The organism is Streptomyces paludis, from assembly GCF_003344965.1.
GTDB lineage: Bacteria > Actinomycetota > Actinomycetes > Streptomycetales > Streptomycetaceae > Streptomyces > Streptomyces paludis.
In genome coordinates, this window is record NZ_CP031194.1 from 3,430,805 (window position 1) to 3,449,358 (window position 18,554).

18 protein-coding genes and 1 tRNA gene are annotated in these 18,554 nt (G+C 69.7%); 7 read left to right on the forward strand and 12 right to left on the reverse strand.

The features are described from left to right. Positions 1–36 precede the first annotated feature (36 nt). The 4 genes from DVK44_RS15055 to DVK44_RS36350 form a co-directional block, all read right to left on the reverse strand. The gene (locus DVK44_RS15055) at positions 37–615 is read right to left on the reverse strand and encodes a recombinase family protein (RefSeq protein WP_114660141.1); all 579 of its coding nucleotides are present in this window, start codon (positions 613–615) and stop codon (positions 37–39) included. 336 nt (positions 616–951) lie between these two features. Continuing rightward, entirely contained in the window at positions 952–1,875 is a 924-nt protein-coding gene (locus DVK44_RS37885; RefSeq protein ID WP_114660142.1) for an HNH endonuclease, read from the reverse strand. A 154-nt stretch (positions 1,876–2,029) separates the two neighbouring features. Beyond that, entirely contained in the window at positions 2,030–3,571 is a 1,542-nt protein-coding gene (locus tag DVK44_RS15065) for a recombinase family protein (protein ID WP_114660143.1), read from the reverse strand. A 32-nt stretch (positions 3,572–3,603) separates the two neighbouring features. After that, the gene (locus DVK44_RS36350; RefSeq protein ID WP_162793575.1) at positions 3,604–3,768 is read right to left on the reverse strand and encodes a thioredoxin domain-containing protein; all 165 of its coding nucleotides are present in this window, start codon (positions 3,766–3,768) and stop codon (positions 3,604–3,606) included. Positions 3,769–3,906: 138 nt separating this feature from the next. Between DVK44_RS36350 and DVK44_RS15070 the strand changes: the two genes are divergently transcribed. After that, positions 3,907–4,401, forward strand: coding sequence for an LURP-one-related/scramblase family protein (locus DVK44_RS15070; RefSeq protein WP_114660144.1), 495 nt, complete (start codon positions 3,907–3,909; stop codon positions 4,399–4,401). 72 nt (positions 4,402–4,473) lie between these two features. Here the strand turns inward: DVK44_RS15070 and DVK44_RS15075 are convergent, their stop codons facing one another. Further along, positions 4,474–5,313 carry a carbon-nitrogen family hydrolase gene (locus DVK44_RS15075; protein WP_114660145.1) on the reverse strand — a complete coding sequence of 280 codons (840 nt, stop codon included), beginning with the start codon at positions 5,311–5,313 and terminating at the stop codon, positions 4,474–4,476. 196 nt (positions 5,314–5,509) lie between these two features. On the opposite strand from DVK44_RS15075, the gene DVK44_RS15080 reads away from it, so the two are divergent. After that, positions 5,510–6,334 carry a maleylpyruvate isomerase family mycothiol-dependent enzyme gene (locus tag DVK44_RS15080; protein WP_114660146.1) on the forward strand — a complete coding sequence of 275 codons (825 nt, stop codon included), beginning with the start codon at positions 5,510–5,512 and terminating at the stop codon, positions 6,332–6,334. 86 nt (positions 6,335–6,420) lie between these two features. Here the strand turns inward: DVK44_RS15080 and DVK44_RS15085 are convergent, their stop codons facing one another. The 3 genes from DVK44_RS15085 to DVK44_RS15095 form a co-directional block, all read right to left on the reverse strand. Then, positions 6,421–7,734 carry an MFS transporter gene (locus DVK44_RS15085; RefSeq protein ID WP_114660147.1) on the reverse strand — a complete coding sequence of 438 codons (1,314 nt, stop codon included), beginning with the start codon at positions 7,732–7,734 and terminating at the stop codon, positions 6,421–6,423. After that, complete coding sequence (locus tag DVK44_RS15090; protein ID WP_114660148.1) at positions 7,731–8,405, reverse strand: GntR family transcriptional regulator; 675 nt, start codon at positions 8,403–8,405, stop codon at positions 7,731–7,733. Before DVK44_RS15090 ends, DVK44_RS15085 begins: the two co-directional genes overlap by 4 nt. Before the next feature lie 81 nt (positions 8,406–8,486). Next, positions 8,487–9,740: a glycosyltransferase gene (locus tag DVK44_RS15095; RefSeq protein ID WP_114660149.1), complete on the reverse strand. Its 1,254-nt coding sequence runs from the start codon at positions 9,738–9,740 to the stop codon at positions 8,487–8,489. 226 nt (positions 9,741–9,966) lie between these two features. Between DVK44_RS15095 and DVK44_RS36355 the strand changes: the two genes are divergently transcribed. Continuing rightward, positions 9,967–11,700, forward strand: coding sequence for a hypothetical protein (locus DVK44_RS36355; protein WP_162793837.1), 1,734 nt, complete (start codon positions 9,967–9,969; stop codon positions 11,698–11,700). 58 nt (positions 11,701–11,758) lie between these two features. Here the strand turns inward: DVK44_RS36355 and DVK44_RS37890 are convergent, their stop codons facing one another. The 3 genes from DVK44_RS37890 to DVK44_RS15115 form a co-directional block, all read right to left on the reverse strand. Continuing rightward, positions 11,759–11,950, reverse strand: a complete 192-nt coding sequence (locus tag DVK44_RS37890) for a ferredoxin (protein WP_408055319.1) — start codon at positions 11,948–11,950, stop codon at positions 11,759–11,761. Between the two features lie 171 nt (positions 11,951–12,121). Further along, the gene (locus DVK44_RS15110) at positions 12,122–12,664 is read right to left on the reverse strand and encodes a GNAT family N-acetyltransferase (RefSeq protein ID WP_331461601.1); all 543 of its coding nucleotides are present in this window, start codon (positions 12,662–12,664) and stop codon (positions 12,122–12,124) included. A 105-nt stretch (positions 12,665–12,769) separates the two neighbouring features. Beyond that, positions 12,770–12,856 (reverse strand) — tRNA-Ser (locus tag DVK44_RS15115). 188 nt (positions 12,857–13,044) lie between these two features. On the opposite strand from DVK44_RS15115, the gene DVK44_RS15120 reads away from it, so the two are divergent. Beyond that, positions 13,045–13,842 carry a hypothetical protein gene (locus DVK44_RS15120; RefSeq protein WP_114660150.1) on the forward strand — a complete coding sequence of 266 codons (798 nt, stop codon included), beginning with the start codon at positions 13,045–13,047 and terminating at the stop codon, positions 13,840–13,842. Between the two features lie 40 nt (positions 13,843–13,882). Here the strand turns inward: DVK44_RS15120 and DVK44_RS15125 are convergent, their stop codons facing one another. Next, a complete protein-coding gene (locus DVK44_RS15125; RefSeq protein WP_114660151.1) occupies positions 13,883–15,400 on the reverse strand; it encodes a S1C family serine protease in 1,518 nt (505 codons plus the stop codon). Between the two features lie 226 nt (positions 15,401–15,626). On the opposite strand from DVK44_RS15125, the gene DVK44_RS15130 reads away from it, so the two are divergent. The 3 genes from DVK44_RS15130 (at position 15,627) to DVK44_RS15140 (ending at position 18,536) form a co-directional block, all read left to right on the forward strand. After that, a complete protein-coding gene (locus tag DVK44_RS15130) occupies positions 15,627–16,463 on the forward strand; it encodes a glycerophosphodiester phosphodiesterase (RefSeq protein ID WP_114660152.1) in 837 nt (278 codons plus the stop codon). Positions 16,464–16,769: 306 nt separating this feature from the next. After that, positions 16,770–17,399, forward strand: coding sequence for an ATP-binding protein (locus tag DVK44_RS15135; protein WP_231717286.1), 630 nt, complete (start codon positions 16,770–16,772; stop codon positions 17,397–17,399). A gap of 171 nt (positions 17,400–17,570) precedes the next feature. Then, positions 17,571–18,536 (forward strand): DUF5926 family protein, encoded by a 966-nt coding sequence (locus tag DVK44_RS15140; RefSeq protein WP_114660153.1) that lies wholly within the window; start codon positions 17,571–17,573, stop codon positions 18,534–18,536. Positions 18,537–18,554 lie beyond the last annotated feature (18 nt).

Below are 18,554 nucleotides of genomic sequence, written 5' to 3' on the forward strand. Positions count from 1 at the left end.
ACCCATCGGTGAACGGCCTCTCGGGCTGAAGTCGGATCACTCCGTGTCGGCAAGCGCCCGGTACAGCGTCGCACGGGACACACCCACCGCCTTGGCCACCGCCGTCACACTCTCCCCCTTCGCCCGGCGCGCCTTGGCAGCGGCGAGCTTGTCAGCGTCCATGACCGCCGGACGTCCACCCGTACGGCCCTGAGCACGGGCAGCGTCGAGACCCGCAATCGTCCGCTCCTGAATCAACGACCGCTCGAACTCCGCCATGGCTCCGACGACTTGGAGCATGAGGCGACCGTCCGGGGTGTTCGGATCGATGCTCGCCAGCGCACCCGTGAGCACCTTGAACCCGATACCCCTCGCGGCAAGAGCATCCACCATGTTCACCAGGTCGATCAGCGACCGCGCGAACCGGTCCAGCTTCCACACGCACAGGGTGTCCCCGGGGCGGACGTAGTCGAGAACGGCCGTCAACTCCGGGCGCTCCGTGCTCTTCCCGCTCGCCTTGTCGGTAAAAACCCGGGCGCAACCCGCTTCCGTGAGCGCATCGAGCTGCAACTGCGCTTCCTGGTCGTCGCCTGAGACGCGCGCGTAGCCGATGAGGTGTCCCGTGTTCGTGTCCATGACGAGACAGTCTCACAACCCGTCTCATAACGGTAGGGGTTCCCGGCAGGTTTTGAGACGGGTTTTGAACGCCGACCCGGGCCCCTGGGGGCATCCGGCGGACCGTCTCATAAACCATCGTTTGATGGACGCCCCGCCGGTGATCACTCAGAGCAACACCCGTGCAATCAGGGCCAGTCGTGGCATGCAGGCTCCACCTCCCAGCCACTCGCCCATCCGCAGAAACGCCCTAATGAGCCATGGGGGAGTTTCCCCTCCCACACGCGCAGGATCCGAGGGGAGGGGGAGTACCCGCCTGGGGGTGCCAAGCCACCGCGCATACCGCGCCAGTTGCGGCTACGCGTCGTCGCCTCCCACACGCGCAAGGATCACCGGCGCCCACTCGTCCAAGAGCCGATCTTTCTTCGACGCGTTGCACAACACGCACACCACGCGCATGTTGGCCACCGTCGAAAGACCGCCCCGCGATATCGGGATCACGTGATCAATCACGCCCCCCTCAGGCAGCGCGGCAGAGCAATGGAAGCACCCGGCATCCCCGTGAGCCGCACGCACCTTGCGCTGAAGCGTCACCCGCCTGGCAGCAGTGCGCTGCTTCCCCTGACACGAACGGCACACCCCATCACGGAACTTGAGAACCACGGGGGTGCCGCAGCGCCGACACGGCACGGGGCCCGGCTTGGTACGGGCACGCTTCCGCACGTACTCGGCGGCACGGGCGCACTCCTCCGAGCAATACAGGCGGTCACGGCCACCGGACACGCCTACAGGGTTCGAGCACGTCGGCCCCTGGCACGGCTCACGCCCCGCTTCCTCCCGTCGCTGCTCCGCCTCCTTGCGGCGATCCGAGCGACGCGACTCATCCACCTCCGCAGCACAGTGCACGCAATACAGCGCCCATGACTCCCGCTCATGGGGTTCGTCGCAGCGATAACAGCGCGGAGCACCAACAGCGGCACGTGCCGCCTCACGCGCACGACGGGCAGCCCCCTGCAACCGTGCCGACTCCTTGCACAGCGCCGCGCCACACGTCCCACGGTCGGCACGGGGACGCGGACCACCACACTCCGAACACGTGGCGCGCGACTCATCCAGGGCAGTCAAGCGAGACCCTACCTCTCCATTTTTGTTGATCATGGACCGTCGTGATGACCGTGCTACAGGCCAGTCACCGCAAGGGTCAAGGGTGGGCGTGCGACAGGGTGCAAGGAGGCCAATCAGGAGAACCCCAACCCCACCCGGCCAACGCCACTTCACCATTCCCCCGACGAAAACACGACCGAAGAACGTCACTCACGCTCGACCCTAAACGCCCCCTCGGATCACTTGCCGGACCCCAAGCGCCCCAGGAACGCCAAACGGCCCGCCACCGGAGGTATCCCAGCAACGGGCCGCGAACGGCGCCCAGGCAGGCTTACGCCCCCAGGTCCCCCGAGTGGTCCGCCCACGCGATGGCGCAGCGCTCGTGGCCAACGAACCGCGCACCCCGTCGCCCCTTGCTGACGGTCACGGAGTCCATCGCGAGCCGGAGCCGTTCACGCCGCCCCGCCGTATCGCTGGCTTCCCACGCTTCTCCGAGAAGTTCCCCGTCCAACAGCGGGGTTATATCGATGGTCGGCGCCGGCATCTCAGCGAGCCCCATACGCAGTCCCTCAATACGCCCTCGGAGCCTTCCCGCAAGCCGGTTGTACCGGTCGATGGCGTCCGCTCCGCTGAACTCCCCGCGCACGTACCGTGCTTCCTCAAGGTCAGCGAGACGCGCTCCCTCTTCTCTGATCTCCGCCTCAACCGCATCGCGCTTCGCGAACACTTCCGGGTCTTCCTGCTTCACCCAGCGCTCCGCGATGACAGCAAGCAGGTCGTCGTCGGGCTCAAGCGCGGGAAGACGGCTCAGAAACGCGTCGCTCACGTAAGCGTCAAGGCTTTCAACCCGTGCGGTGACTCCGACGCAACCCCGCCCCATCCGGTTCGAGGAACAGGCATACGACGTTCCCGCCTGACTCATGCGTGCCCCGCACAGGCCACAGCGGGCAATCCCGGTGAGGAGCGCCGTTCCCTGCTTGTGTCCGTGCCGCTTTCCGGCGAGCGGGAAGGTGCGGGACTCAAGCTGCCTGATGATGAGTTCGCGTTCTCCCACTGTGATGATGCCTTCACCGATGCTCACGGTGTCCAGCGTCTCGGGATCGCGGTACGGAATGACCTTCGAGCCGTACTTCCGAGTTCCGTCCGCTGCCTCTTCGTACATGGTCTGAGGCATGAGACCTGCGAAAGCGGGTCCGCGAAGCAACTGCATCACGCTGGACGAATTCCACTTCCCACCACGCGACGACTCGATCCCATGCTCATTCAGGAAACGCGCCACATGGACGAGCGCCTTTCCCGAGAGTGCTTCGTCAGCGATCAGACGCGCGTAAACGGCTGTCTCCGGGTCGTGCACGAGCCTTTTCGTGTCCGGGTCCACCTTGAGCCCGTACGGGGGCTGACCGCCGATCCACTGGCCACGCTGCCGCAGGAACCGCTTCGCGCTGCTGACGCGCATGCCCAGGTTCCGGGACTCGTTGCGGGCAAGCTCAGCGAGAAGCGCGATGGTGACGCGGGCGCTGTCGTTCGCCGTATCGAGACCGTCCATGACGGAGACGAGCCGTCCGCCCACACGGCTGAAGTCGTCCAGCGCCTTGCCGACTTCACCGATGCCCTTACGGCTCAACCGGTCGAGCTTCCACACGATCAGCACGCCGACGACTCCCGACGTCACAGCGGTGATCGCAGCGTCGAAGCCCTTGCGGCTGACGCTCTTGTACCCGGACCGTCCCCGGTCGATGTGGACCTTGCGAACCGTGATCCCGTTGCGCTCCGCCCACGCGCGGCAGTCCGCTTCCTGGCGGTCGATCGCCGTCTTGCCCTCCCTGTCCAGTGACAGGCGGAGGTACAGGTCAGCGATGGTGTGGTGATGCACGGATTCACCTTATCTGGAGTTTCCTCAATGGTTCAGGACATCCAGAAATCCAGGATGACGATGCGTCCCCGCAGGTCGGCAAGGGTGTACGAGGCGTCGCCGGTGTTCAGCCAGCCGCCCTTGCCGATCAGCTCGGGGGCACGGACGCGGGCGCGGCGGGACGCGGAGGGAGCGGGGGCGGGAGTCGCATCGGTCATGGAACAAGGGTGCCACCCCGGTGCCCGTGGGGCCGCATCCGTGGGACGGCACCCCCGGGGCCCGTGGGACGGCACCCGTCCGCGTGCACCTGCGCCCGGGGCGGCCATGGCGGGGTGCCGCCGGGGTACCCGTACCGCATGAAATATCTCGTGCGCGACAAGATCTTCGCGATCGGCGACGACTACTGGATCGAGGACGAGCACGGCCGGCACGCCTATCTCGTCGACGGCAAGGCGCTGCGGCTGCGCGACACGCTGGAGCTGAAGGACGCCGACGGCCGGGTGCTGGTCACGCTGCGGCAGAAGCTGCTGAGCCTGCGGGACGCGATGACCATCGAGCGGGACGGCGAGACGCTCGCGACCATCCGCAAGAAGCGCCTCTCGCTGCTGCGCAACCACTACCGCGTGAGCCTCGCCGAGGGCACCGAACTGGACGTCAGCGGCCGGATCCTGGACCGGGAGTTCGTGGTCGAGTACGACGGCGAGATGCTGGCGCACATCTCGCGGCGGTGGCTGCGGGTGCGGGAGACGTACGGCGTGGAGGTCGTACGGGAGGACGCGGATCACGCGCTGCTGATCGCGGTGGCGGTGTGTGTGATCCGGATGGCGGAGAAGGAGCGCGAGGAGGACTGAACGAGGAGTGGAGCGGACGGCACCCGTACCGGCCGCCTTACCGGCCCCCCTTACCGGCCGCCTTACGGGGAACTACCGCGCGCCGGGCGCGGTCAACCCCAGCCGTCGGTCCCGCAGCACCGGGAACTGCTCGCGCGTGCGCGCGACCAGCGCCAGGTCCAGTTCGACCGTCAGCACCTCCTCGCCCGTCCCCGCCTCCGCGAGCACCTCGCCCCAGGGGTCCACGACGACGCTGTGCCCGGACTGCTCGACGCCCGCGTGGGTGCCGGCGGTGGCGCAGGCCAGGACGTACGACTGGTTCTCCACGGCGCGCGCCCGCGCCAGCAGCGACCAGTGCGCGCGCCGGCGCGCGGGCCAGCCGGCCGGGACGACGAGCACCTCGGCGCCCGCGTCGGTGAGGCCGCGGAACAGCTCGGGGAAGCGGAGGTCGTAGCAGGTGGCGAGGCCGAGGGTGGTGCCAGGACCGCGCGGGGTCGGCGGCAGCGGGACGGTGACGAGTTCCTCGCCGGCGTCCATCAGCGTGGCCTCGCCCTTGTCGAAGCCGAAACGGTGGATCTTGCGGTACGTACGGACGAGTTCACCGGCGGGGGAGAGGACGAGCGAGGTGTTGAAGAGCCGTCCGTCGGCGGTCCGTTCGACGATGGAGCCGGCGTGCAGCCAGACACGGGCGTCACGCGCGGCGGCGGACATCGCTTCGCACGTGGGTCCGTGGGCGAGGCCGCGCGCGTCGTCGCCGACCGCCTCCGCTTCCTCGGCGAAGGAGTCGAACGAGAAGGCGCCGACCGGCCACAGCTCCGGCAGGACGACGAGATCGGCGCCACGTTGGCCGCGTACCAGCGAGGCGACCCGGCGCCTACGGGAATCGACCGATTCCTCCGGGTCTACCGCGATCTGGAGCAACGAAGCGCGCACAGTACCACCGTCCTGGCATTCGAGCCGTCAACACGGGCCTACGATCGTCACACGAAAGCACTGCCGGGGTGCCATCGGGCAGCGTAACTTAGCTGCCGAGCCTCCCCGCAGCAGCCGACGCCGCAAGCCGTAGCCAGCAGCCCGCCAGCCCGCCTGACAAGCCAGCCCGCGTACCGCAGAACCGCCGAGGGGTCCCGTGACCGTCCATCCCAGCCTTCAAAACTACGCCGATGCCTGGGCCCATTCCATCGAGGCCATATTCGAGTTGGTGAAGCCACTCGTCGACAGCGACTGGAACCGGCGCACACCATGCCCGAGTTGGTCCGTACGGGACGTGGTCTCTCATGTCATCGGCATGGAAAGCGAGATGCTCGGGGATCCACGGCCCATCCATTCCCTGCCCCGCGATCTGTACCACATCCAGAGTGACTGGGCCCGCTACATGGAGCTTCAGGTGGATGTACGGCGCCACCACACGGCGCTGGAGAACGTCTCCGAGCTGGAGTACACGATCATCCGGCGCAACCGGCAGCTGCGCAACGAGAACCGCTCCCCCGACACGATGGTCCCGGCGCCGCTGCGCAAGCAGCAGACGCTGGAGAACGCGATGCGGGCGCGGGCGTTCGACGTATGGGTGCACGAGCAGGATCTGCGGTACGCGCTGAACCGGCCGGGCAACATCGACTCGCCGGGCTCCCAGATCGTCCGGGACGTGCTGCTGGCGGCGCTGCCGAAGGTCATCGCGAAGGACGCGGGCGCGCCGCCGAACTCGGCGATCGTGATCGATGTGACGGGCCCGCTGGAGTTCCTCCGTACGGTCCGGGTGAACGCGGACGGGCGCGGCACGATCGACGGCTCGCCTTCGCTCGGGCCGGTGGTGACGCTGGCGACGGACTGGGAGACGTACTACCGGCTGGCGTGCGGGCGGGTGCGGCCGGCGGTGGTCGCGGACCGGGTGAAGCTGGACGGTGACGAGGAGCTGGGGGCGGCGATTCTGCGGGAGTTCGCGGTCACGCCGTAACGCGGTCACGGCGTGACGCGAGGACGCCGTAATGCAGAACCCCCTGCACACGGGACGCAACGAGAAGGCTCTGCACGCACCCGGCCTCACACGGGTACGTGCACGGCCTCCACCCGGCTCGCGACCAGCCGTTCCCGCTCCCGCCGGGCCGTGCGGGCGCGCAGCCGCAGGATCTGTACGGCCCCGACGGCTTCGAGGACGAAGACGGACGAGAAGGCGATCCGGTAGTTGTCGCCGGTCGCGTCGAGCAGCACCCCGACCGCGAACAGTGTCGCCATCGAGGCCATGAAACCACCCATGTTGACGATTCCGGAGGCCGTGCCCTGACGCTCCGGCGGGTTGGCGGGCCGGGCGAAGTCGAAGCCGATCATCGACGCGGGGCCGCAGGCGCCGAGGACGGCGCAGAGGGTGATCAGCAGCCACAGGGGGGCGTGGTCGCCGGGGTGGAGGAGGGTGACCGCCCAGGCCAGCGCGGTCGCCGCGACCGTACCGAGGGCGAGCGGGGCCCTGGCGGCGTGGTGCCGGGCGATGACCTGCCCGTAGACAAGACCCACGACCATGTTGGAGAGCACGATCAGGGTGAGCAGCTCGCCCGCGTCGGCACGGGACAGGCCCTGGTCCTCCACGAGGAACGGCATTCCCCAGAGCAGCAGGAAGAACATGGCGGGGAACTGGGTGGTGAAGTGCACCCACATCCCGAGCCGGGTGCCGGGTTCTCGCCAGGACGCGGCGATCTGCTTCCGTACGAAGGCGGCGCCCGCGTGTTCGGCGGGGGGCGGCTCGTGTCCTTCGGGGTGGTCCTTGAGGAAGAGCACCAGCAGGACGAAGACGACCACTCCGGCGAGGGCGCTGCCGGCGAAGGTGGTGGTCCAGCCGAGACCCTGAAGGGTGCGGGAGATGAAGATGGTGGAGACGAGGTTGCCGGCCATGCCGAAGAGCGCGGCGACCTGGGCGATCATCGGCCCGCGCCGGGCGGGGAACCAGCGGGTGCCGAGCCGCAGCACGCTGATGAACGTCATCGCGTCGCCGCAGCCGAGCAGGGCGCGGGAGGCGAGGGCCGTGCCGTACGAGGGGGAGAAGGCGAAGCCCAGCTGTCCGACGGTGAAGAGGATCACGCCGAGGGTGAGGACCCGCCGGGTGCCGAAGCGGTCGACCATGAGGCCGACGGGTATCTGCATGCCGGCGTACACGAGCAGCTGGAGTATGGAGAAGGTCGACAGGGCCGAGGCGTTGACCTGGAAGCGGTCGGCGGCGTCGAGTCCGGCGACGCCCAGGCTCGTACGGAAGATGACGGCGACGAAGTAGACGGCGACGCCGATGCCCCAGACCCAGACGGCGCGCCGGCCGCCGGGGGGATCGCCGGGCAGGCTGACGGTGGCGGACCGGTGCCCCGTACTCACCGGGCCTCACCCCGGACCAGCACCTTGACCCGGCCGACATGGCGCCGTACGCACGCGGCGGCGCCGTCCGCGTCGCCCGCGCGGATGGCTTCGAGCAGCTCGGCGTGTTCGGTGACGTTCTTGGCGATCCGGTCGGGGTGGGCCTCCATGACGGCGACGCCCATGCGCAGCTGCCGGTCCCTGAGCTGGTCGTACAGCTTGGACAGGATCTGGTTGCCGGCGTTGCGCACGATCTCGGCGTGGAAGCTGCGGTCGCTCACGGCGACGGCCGCGAGATCGCCCTCCTCGGCCCGTCCGCGCTGCTCTTCGAGCAGCTCCTCCAGCCGCGCCAGAAACGGCGCCGACGCCGGTACGGCCTTCCGTACGGCGAACTCCTCGACCAGCAGCCGTGTCTCGACCACGTCCGCGATCTCCTGCGCCGACACGGCGAGCACGAGCGCGCCCTTCTTCGGGTAGAGCTTGATCAGCCCCTCGACCTCAAGCTTCAGCAACGCCTCCCGCACGGGCGTACGCGAGACCCCCACCGCCTCGGCCAGCTCCCCTTCGGTCAGCAGGGTGCCGCCTTCGTACCGCCGGTCGAGCACGGCCTCCTTGATATGGCTGTAGACACGGTCGGCGGCGGGCGGTTGCTTGACGGGGACGACGGGCGCGGGGGCGGGCGCGGATGGCATGCGCACAGCATAGATACAACAGAGGTGCAACAGAAATCCCATTCCACCATCCGGACAGAACCCTCCGGACAGAGCCCTTGATCACCGCGCCGGACGAGCGCACGGCTCCGCGTTGCGTGTCATGCCCGCGGCGGCGACAATGTCCGCCAGATCGGCGGCGACGCGGGTGACATCGGGCAGGGCGAGTACGGCGAGCCGGGCGGCGCGCAGTCGCGCGGCCGTGGCGGCGTCGTCCAGCAGGTCCTGGCACATCGCGGCGAGCGCGTGGGGGGTCGGGTCGGTGAGGAAGCGGCCGAGGCCGAGTTCCTGGACACGGCGGGCGTTGTGCGGCTGGTCGGCGAAGTTGGGGACGACGGCCATGGGGGTGGCGGTGCGCAGGGCTTCGCCGACGCTGTTGTAGCCGCCGTGGGTGACGAGGAGATCGGCGCACTCCAGCAGCAACGGCTGCGCGATACGGTCGACGAGACGGATGTTGGACCCCGGTCCGATGCGGCCGCGACCAGAGCCGCGGCGGAGATCATCGCCGAGATCGATGCCCGCCGTAGCGACGATCGCGTTGACGTCCAGCCGGGACAGCGCGGCGACGATCGTACGCAACTGCGCGGCCGGATCGGTGAGCCCTTCGGGCATACGCCCGTCGGGCGACCGGCCGCGGATCGCCGGCAGGGAGGTGCCCACGGAGGCGAAGACCAGCGGCCGGCCGGGCGGAAGCCGGGTGACCCAGGAGGGCAGCGCGGTGGCGTCCACCGATGTGCTCTGCCGGTAGGCCAGCACGGGGACCGGGAATTCCGCGAAGGAGTACTCCGGCGGGACGTAGTCCAGCCGCCCGTACGGATAGAGCGAGCCCGGGTCGTCCCGCGCGGGCAGCCCGGCCTCGGCGCGCAGCCCGTTCAGCGCCGGGAGCAGCGCCGCGGGGTCGGCCATGTTGACGAAACCGCAGGGGACGGGCAGATGGGGCACGCCGAGTTCCTCCGCGAGGAGGCAGGAGCCCAGGTCCATGCCGTGCCGCAGGACGACATCGGGGCGTACGTCCCGCGCGACACCCCGCAGGACCCCGAGGATCTCCAGCGCGTACGGCCCGGTGAGCTGCGCGACGCGCGTACGGAACCGCGCGGCGGCGTCGCCGGGGGCCGAGGCGCTCCCGGACGCCCGCGGCGGCGGGAGCAGCGGCATGGACGTACGGAGACGGATGCCGTCGGCGCCGGTGATGAGGGGCGCGATGGTCTCCGTGGTGACCACGGTGACCTCGTGCCCGTCCCCGGCCAGCGCCCGGATCAGCGGCAGCAGGGCCCGGCCGTGGGACGGCGCGCCCGTCGCGGTGCACAGGACACGCATACGGCTCCTTGAGGCAGTGCCGGGTCCCGGGGGGACGGCCCGCTGACGGGCCCACTGACGCAGGCCCGACAACCATGAAACCAGGACCAACTCACCCATGGGGCAGAAAGCGGCCGTAGTACACGGGAGTGCGCGGAATGCTCGCAACGCAGTCGCTCACGGCTCGTTAGAGGGGGGATGGCGTCGGCGGGACCGCGGGCGCCCCGCACGCTCCAGGGAGCTGACCGTGGACTTCACCGTGAAGCCGTCCACCACCATCCGCCTGCCGGACGGCACGGAGCTGGCCTGGGAGGGCTTCGGCACCGGCCCCCTCGTGTACGACGGCGACTTCGCCGGCCACAGCGAACGCCTCCTGGGCCTCTCGCCGAGCGAGGTCGCCGAGCAGACCTCGCGCCGGCTGCTGCCGTACCGCGCAGGCGGCGAAGGTGACGCGCCCGCCCTCATCCTGCACTCCGCCACCCGCGCCACCAAGGGCTTCGACGGCGACGTGAGCGACCTGGCGGCCGGCCGGACCCCCTACGACTGCGCCACATATCTGGAAGCACGCGCGGTCTTCCTCGCGCGCCCCGGAGACCTGACGGTCGGGCGCACGGCTCCCTGGAAGGAGTCCGTACGGGTCTTCGGCATCGACTCGGTCGACCTGGGGGACCTGGAGCACTACTACCTCTACCAAGCGCTGCTGGAAGCGGCGGTCCGGCACCCGGAAGGCACCGGGTCGGGCGCCACGGGCACCACCCCGAAAGCCACCACGCCCGCACCACTGACCCGCATCATCGACTGGGTCCGGGCCCGCCCCCACGCGATCGTCCGTACGTACGCGCTGGACCGGGAGATGCAGATCTTCCTGCTGTGGCTGCTGCGCCGTACCGGACGGGAGAGCCTGCGGATCGACGCGAACAACCATGTGGTCTCGCTCGACTGGAACCGCAAACGGCATATCCATCCCTTCGTCGAGGACGCCGAATCGCTCTCCGCGACCGGTATGCCCCCGGACGAACTCCTCGCCGCGGAACAGCGTCTCGGCGAGGGCTACCGCCGGGTGGGCATGGCCATCCCCGTCCTCCCCGGATACACGATGGCGCGCCCCGACGCGCCCGCCGAGCGCTTCGTGGAGGAAGCGGTACGCGCCGCCGCACTCCTGCGCCGGCGCTACGGGCTCACCCACGCGTTCCTCAAGCCCAGCCAGTCCGGCAGCGGCGCCCGTATCGTCGGCCCCATCGGCCTTCAGGACCTCGCGCTCCTGCGCGAGGCCGCCGCGGACGCCCATCAGTACGGGGACGACTACCTGCTGGAAGCCGCCGTGGACTACGTCACCGTCCCCGGCGCCCTCACCCCCTGCCCCGTGGCCCCCTCGGGCCACATCCGCAACGGCGAGATCGCCCCCGGCCTGACCCTCCAGATCCTGGACCGCTACTCCTGGGAGGGCAACGCCTACATCGACCGCCCCGAGTGGGAACGGTGCGGACTGGCCGTCGGTCTGTACGACGACATGCGCCGGGCCATGCACGACATCCACGCCGCCTTCCGCAGCGAGGCCAGCGCCGCCGACGGCAGCCACGGCGGACTGGTGACCGGCGGCGTCGACTTCGCCGTCGGCCGCCTGGGAGGAGTGTTCGGCGACCGTGTCCTGACCGGCGCGATCGACTTCAACTTCTCTTCCCACGGAGCCGAGTTACTCCGCGCCTTCCACGAACGCATCACCGCCGACCGGCCCCCCGCCGAGCACTACACCGCCACCCGCGTCTACCGCCCCACAGCCACCGCCACCCTCACCGACACCCGTACGGCCGTCCTGACCGCCCTGCCCAGCACAGCACGGGCCGAGGTCGTCGCCTGCGTACCGAATCGATGGGGCATGGTGGCCGCCACCGGAACACACATGAACCACGCCATGGAACGCACCCAGGAGCTGATCGACACCCTGACCACAGCCGCCCTAGCCCAAAACCCAAAAGCCTGACCCCACCCTCCACCCCACCCCACCCACCCCACTTCACCTCACCTCACCTCACCTCACCTCACCCAAGGGCAATGGCCCGCGCAGGACAGGCCAACGCCCCCGCCGTCGCCTGGCTCTCAAGATCCGCCGAAACATCCGGATTGGGAACCACGCCATAACCTTCGTCATCCAAGCCATACACCTCGGGCGCCACCGCGTTGCACTGTCCGTGCCCCTCGCAGTTGTTCGAGTTCACCGAGACCCGCATCATCTTCTCCAGCCGACCGGACGGTTGCCCCTCGGAACGGGACCAGCCACACAGTTGGAGAGTAAGGGCGGTATAGCGCCAATTCCCGCAAAATCACCTGATTGGACCAATAAAGAAGCCCCCCAAGAACGCCACGGAGCACACGGCGGCCTGCGGAGGAGAACACGCCCCCGATCATTCAGACCCGACGATCCCTTGCGCCCATTCCTGATCAAGGATGCTGAAGACATCGGAGTCACGCCAGCCGTCCCGGATCAACACGGTATGCCGGTGCCGCCCCTCGAAAACCATCCCGAGCTTGCCCAGTACCCGGGCCGAGGCAACGTTGCGAGGATCGCAGGTCGCAAAGATCCGATGCAGCCCCAACGTCCCAAATCCCCTGCTCAGAAGCTCCCTACCGATGGCCGTACCCACACCCCGCCCCCACACCCGAGGATCCACGAGGTAGGAGATCTCCCCCTGCCGATGCGCCAGGCTACGAACCTTCAGCTCACCGATACCAACGACTTCACCGCCAACACAGGCCGCATAAACAAATCTCACCCGCGGCAACCGCAACCCACTATCCACCGCACCCCGAACAAACTCCCGCGTCTGCTCCTCAGTATTCGGCCCCCACCCCTGATACCGACAAGCCTCCGCCACCCCCGCAAAAACATGCACAGCCCGCCAGTCCCCCACAACAACCTCACGCAAAGCCACCGCCCCATAAGTCACAAGCCGATCCTCACATGCCGGGAATCAGTAAGACAGCCCCAGCAAAGAAGGGGCACCCCTCACCGAGGGACACCCCTTCTGACCTGCACCTACGTTGACCTGCTGCGGTGGGTGTGGGATTTGAACCCACGGTGACATCGCTGCCACGACGGTTTTCAAGACCGTTCCCTTAGGCCGCTCGGGCAACCCACCAACACCCCGCCCACCTGCTACGGAGCGGCTACAGCCTACCGGGCTCGGGTCGGCTCGGGGGCCGTTGGTCCGTCTCTGGGGTGCAGGATGCGGAAAGGGCAGGCGCTGAGGGGGCTTTGTTGGTGGGGGTGGGGCGCCGGCTTCGGTGGTGGCCCTTGTTGTCAGACCTGGGTGTGAGACTGCGGGGTATGTCTCTCGCTGATCTCAGTCTCGGCCAGTGGCGGCTCTTCGAGTTGTCCGCGGCACGTCGTGTTGCGCAGGAAGCGGCTGCCCGGGTGGATGGCCGTGTGACCGTTGTCGAGACCGTTGAGCATCTCGGCGCTCCGCTGCACCGTGTGCGGATCGAGCGGAACGGGCAGGAGTTCGCCCTGATACCCGGCGGGGCGGTGACGCTCGGGTTCGATCTCGATGCCTGGCGTCCGACGGCAGAGCAGAGTGCTGACTACGCGGAGAGCCTGGAGCAGGGCTTCGGTTATGGGGCTGATCTGCGGGCACACCTCGCTGAGATACTCAGCCCGCGCCGCAGTGCCGTCCTCGACACGGTGCTCATGGCCGTGGAGGACGAGAATCTGACCGAAGCGCCCGCCGACATGCCGGCCGTCCTCGCCGCGCGTGGCCTCCGGATGGCGAGCGCCGACGAGTGGGAGCACGCCTGTGGCGCGGGCGCGAACACGCTGTTCCGGTGGGGAAATGACTGTCCGCTCGACCGCATCCCCTACGGGGACCGCACCGGCCCGCATCAGCGGCTCAGCGGCTTCGGGCTGCGGATCGCGTACGACACCTACCGTACGGAGCTGACCAGCGACAGCACCGCGGTCCACGGCGGCGACGGCGGCGAGTCCGTGTGCGGGGGTTACGGCCACATGCTGGCGTGGCTGCCCCTCGCCACCGCCAACCGCAATCCGTTCCTGGCCGAGTACGTGTACGGGCCGGACGGTGAAGACCTCTGCGAGGACCTCTCCACCCGGCCCGTACTCACGCTCTGATCCGGCTCAGGTACGCGGGGCGGCTCGGGGTGCCCGGCGGTCAGTTGTCGCCTTCGCGTTTGCCCAGGGTTACTTGGGCGGTGGATTCCTTGCCGTCGCGCTTGTAGGTGAGGGTGACCGTGTCGCCGGGCTGGTGGGTCCAGATCTGGCCGATCAGGGTGGGGCCGCTGTCGATCGGGGTGTCGTTGAACTTGGTGATGACGTCGCCCGCCTTGAGGCCGGCCTTGGCGGCGGGGCCGTTCGGGGAGATGGCCGGGGTGCCGCCCTCGCCCTGGGGGGAGATCGTGGCGCCTTCGCCTTCCGCGTTCATCGTGACCGTGGCGCCGATCAGGGGGTAGACCGGCTTGCCCGTCTTGATGAGCTGTTCGGCCACGTTCTTCGCCTGGTTGATCGGAATGGCGAAGCCGAGGCCGATCGAGCCCGACTGGGACTGGCCGATGCCGCCGCTGCCGGCCGACTGGATGGCCGAGTTGATGCCGATGACCGCGCCGCGCGAGTCCAGGAGCGGGCCGCCGGAGTTGCCGGGGTTGATCGAGGCGTCGGTCTGGAGGGCGCTCATGTACGAGCTGCTGGAGCCGGAACCGTCACCCGAGGCGACCGGGCGGTTCTTGGCGCTGATGATGCCCGTCGTGACGGTGTTGGAGAGGCCGAAGGGGGCGCCGATCGCGATCGTCGTGTCGCCGACCGCGACCTTCTCCGAGTCGGCGAGGGGCAGCGGCGTCAGACCGGAGGGCGCGTCCTTGAGTTTCACCACCGCCACGTCGTAGCCCTCGGCCCGGCCGATGACCTCCGCCTGATACTTCTTGCCGTCGGAGAACGTCGCGGTGAGTTCACCGCTGTCCGCCGCAGAGGCCACAACGTGGTTGTTGGTGAGGATGTGGCCCTCCTTGTCGTAGATAAAGCCGGTGCCCGTACCGCCCTCGCCGTTGCCGCCCTTCGCCTCGATGGTGACGACGCTCGGCAGCGACTTCTGGGCCACGCCGGCGACCGTACCGGCGTCGCGCTTGAGGTCCTTCGGGGTGCCGGCCGAGACCGTGGTCGAACCGATCGAGCCGCTGTCGTTGTTCTTCGCGCCCCAGTAGCCGATCCCGCCGCCGATCCCGCCCGCGACCAGCGCGGCCACGACCACCGCCGTCACCAGGCCACTCGAACGCTTGCGCGGCTGCGGCTGCGCCTGCGGATCGAACTGCTGCGGATCCAGCTGCTGGGTCGCGTAGCCCGGCATCGGCGCGCCCCACGCCGGCGCGCCCGCGCCGGCACCGGCACCGTACGCGGGGATTGCGGGCGGGGGCGGCGGCCATCCGGCGGCGGCCGACGAGTCCGCCGCTGTTGTCGCTTCCGGGGACGGGGCCGGGGCCGAGGCCGGGTACGGGGCTGGGGCTGGGGCCGGGGCGTGTACGGGGGCCGCGGGGGCCGTCGGCTGCTCGGGCTGTACCGGCGGACGGTCGTGCACGGCATCTCTCGGAGCGGACGCGGGCGTGCCCTCAGGAGCGGCATCCGGCACAGGAGGTACGGACGGGGCGGCGGGGACCGCGTTGCCCTCGTTCTCGGTGCTCACAGCTCTTTCTCCTCGGTTCCACATCGTCTTCGGCAAGAGTTCCGCTATTGGATTGTGCGGTCAGCTTTTCCCACGGCACGTCAGGCCACTGTAAGCGGGACCTGTGCATCCGGCCGCCACCCTTTATTACGGACATAACGAACGCGTCTGGCAGTGTGAGGCCCGCCACTCACCCGGCCACTCCGTCCCGGCACGGCCCGCTCCGTCACGATGACACCATGGCCCCGTGACTCAAGCACGACAGCGCAGCATCCAGGTCATCGCCCACCGCGGAGCGTCGGAGGACGCGCCCGAGCACACCCTGGCCGCGTACATGAAAGCCATCGAGGACGGCGCCGACGCGCTTGAGTGCGATGTACGGCTCACGGCGGACGGCCATCTGGTCTGTGTGCACGACCGGCGTGTGAACCGCACCTCCAACGGGCGCGGCGCCGTCTCCGCCCTGGAGCTGGCCGATCTCGCGGCGCTCGACTTCGGCTCCTGGAAGGACAGCGAGGAGAGCCCGGACTGGCGCGACCCCGGTTTCACCTCCGTACTCACCCTGGAGCGGCTCCTCGAACTGGTCGCGGACGCGGGCCGGCCCCTCCAGCTCGCCATCGAGACCAAACACCCGACCCGCTGGGCCGGTCAGGTGGAGGAGCGGCTGCTGCAACTGCTGCGGCGCTTCGGGCTCGACAACCCGGGGACGGCAACAGGGGCGGAGGCGGCCGGCGACGGGCCCGGCAGTCAGTCCGCCGTACGGATCATGAGCTTCTCCGCGCGCTCCCTGCACCGGATCGCCTCCGCCGCGCCCCAGCTGCCGACCGTCTACCTCATGCAGTTCGTCTCGCCCCGGCTGCGCGACGGGTGGCTGCCCGCGGGCGCGCAGATCGCCGGACCCGGAATCCGGATCGTACGGAACCACCCCGGCTATATCGCCCGGCTGCACCGGGCGGGGCGCCGTGTGCACGTCTGGACGGTGAACGAACCGGAGGACGTCGAGCTGTGTGTCCGGCTCGGCGTGGACGCGATCATCACCAACCGGCCCAAGCAGGTCCTCGCGCAGCTCGGCCGGAGCGTCTGACCTGCCCCGGAACCTGCGTCTGGCCTACGTCCGACCTGCGCCTGGCCCTGGCCGGCAACGTCCGGTGGGGCGGCGCCCACCGTCACGGGGAGTGCACCGGCGCGCGTGTCCGGTCCTCCGCCGTGGCGAGTGCGTCAATGGCCTCGCTCCGTACGGTTTCCGGTCCGGGCCCCCGGGGCATCCACACCGTGGCGTGGGGCAAAGGAGGTCTCGGGGGTGGCGTTTGTGGTGGCACAAGAAGTGCCCACGTCGTCGAGCATGGCCGTTCCTCATGGCCCTGCGGGCGTGGGGAAAGCGCGGCGCCGGATGCGGGAGCAGCTGAGCCGCGGCGGGGTCTCGGACTCGGTCGTCGATGATGCCGTACTGGTCCTTTCCGAACTCCTCAGCAACGCCTGCCGGCACGGCAGACCGCTGGGGCGCGGCGAAATCGGCGACGGCGACATCCGGGCCGCCTGGCGTGTCGACAGGGCGGGCGGGCTGACCGTCGAGGTCACGGACGGTGGCGGCCCGACCCGGCCCGTTCCGGCCACCCCGTCGGTCACGGCCCGGGGCGGTCGCGGGCTCAACATCATCACGTCCCTCGCGCACGACTGGGGCGTACGGGACGGCGCGTCCGGCGAGGTCACGGTCTGGGCCGTCATAACGGAAGGGCACGGTCGCGACGATTACGCTACGCGCGTCACTGCCCCGGGACACGGTACGGGCGCAGGTGCCGGTACGGGCGCGAGTACGGGGCCGGGGGCGGGGCCCGGGGCCGGTGCGGGGCCGGGTGCCGCGCCCGGTCCGGGGCTGACGGTGGCGCTGGCCGGCATGGGCGGACTGGACAGCCTGGGCCACGTGGAGGGGCTGGACGGACTGGACGCGCTGGACCGGTTGGAGAGACTCGATCCGTTCGACGGGCTGGGCTTCGCGGGCGCGTTCGACGACATCGGCTGACGACACGGCTGACGACACGGCTGACGCATCGGCCGTTGGAAGCAGCAGCGAGAAGCAAGCAGCGACAGCGACGCGGAGGGGCGCCTTCCGCGCCCGGCAGACGCCACTTGGGGCGTACTCGTCTAGGCTCACGCCGGTACCGCAACGCCGCTCCCGGGAGAAAGCCACACCATGGCCAAGAAGCGCCCCCAGACGAAGGCCGCGAAGTCTCAGCTCACGGACGGACAGGTTCCGGTGGTGGGGGCGCGCGAGCCCTGCCCGTGCGGTTCGGGCCGTCGTTACAAGGCATGTCACGGCCGGGCCGCCGCGCACGCCGTGGCCGAGCTGGTCCAGCGCCCCTTCGAGGGCCTGGCCGGCGAGTGCGACTGGGTCGCGCTGCGCGAGCTGGTGCCCGCCGCGACCGTAGAGCTGACCCTGAAGGACGGGCTGCCCGAAGGCGTCCCGTCCGTCACCCTGGCGACCGTCCTGCCGATGGCCTGGCCCGCGCTGCGCCGCGATGACGGTTCCGTACTCCTCGCGCTCCAGAACGACACGTCGTCGGGCGATCTGAGCCGGGATCTCGCCGACACGCTCCGGCGTGCGCTGGTGGCCGAGCCGGGCAGCCCGGTCGCGGCGCACCGGGTCGAGGCCGACGGCCCGCGGCTCCAGGACCTGCTGGACCCCGAGGCCGCGTTCACGCCGGTCGTCCACCCCGGGTTCGAGTTCTGGGTGCCGGACGCGGAGAACGCGTCGCCCGACGTGGCGGCCTCCCTGGAGCGCGCCAACGCCGCCGCGATCCCGACCGCCCTGCTCACCGGTACGGACGCCGCCTACTGGTGCGAGACGCCGGAGAAGAACCACCTGCGCTGGGTCATGCCGTACCCGGAGGAGAAGCTGCTGGACGCGCTCGCGCGCCTGCACGCCGCGGGCACGTCGAGCCTCGGGGAGGGCACCCGGCTGGTCGGTTCCTTCCGGGCGCACGGGCTGACCGTGCCGGTGTGGGACCTGCCGAGCGCCATGGGCGCGGAGGAGTGCGAGAAGCCCGCGGCGGAGTTCGCCGAGCGGCTGGCGGCGGCGCTCGCGGTCGACGCGCCGCTGACCGGCGAGGAGCGCCGGGCGCGCGGAGGACTCACCAACCGGCAGATCACGCTCAGCTGACGCGGCCGGTCTATCGAT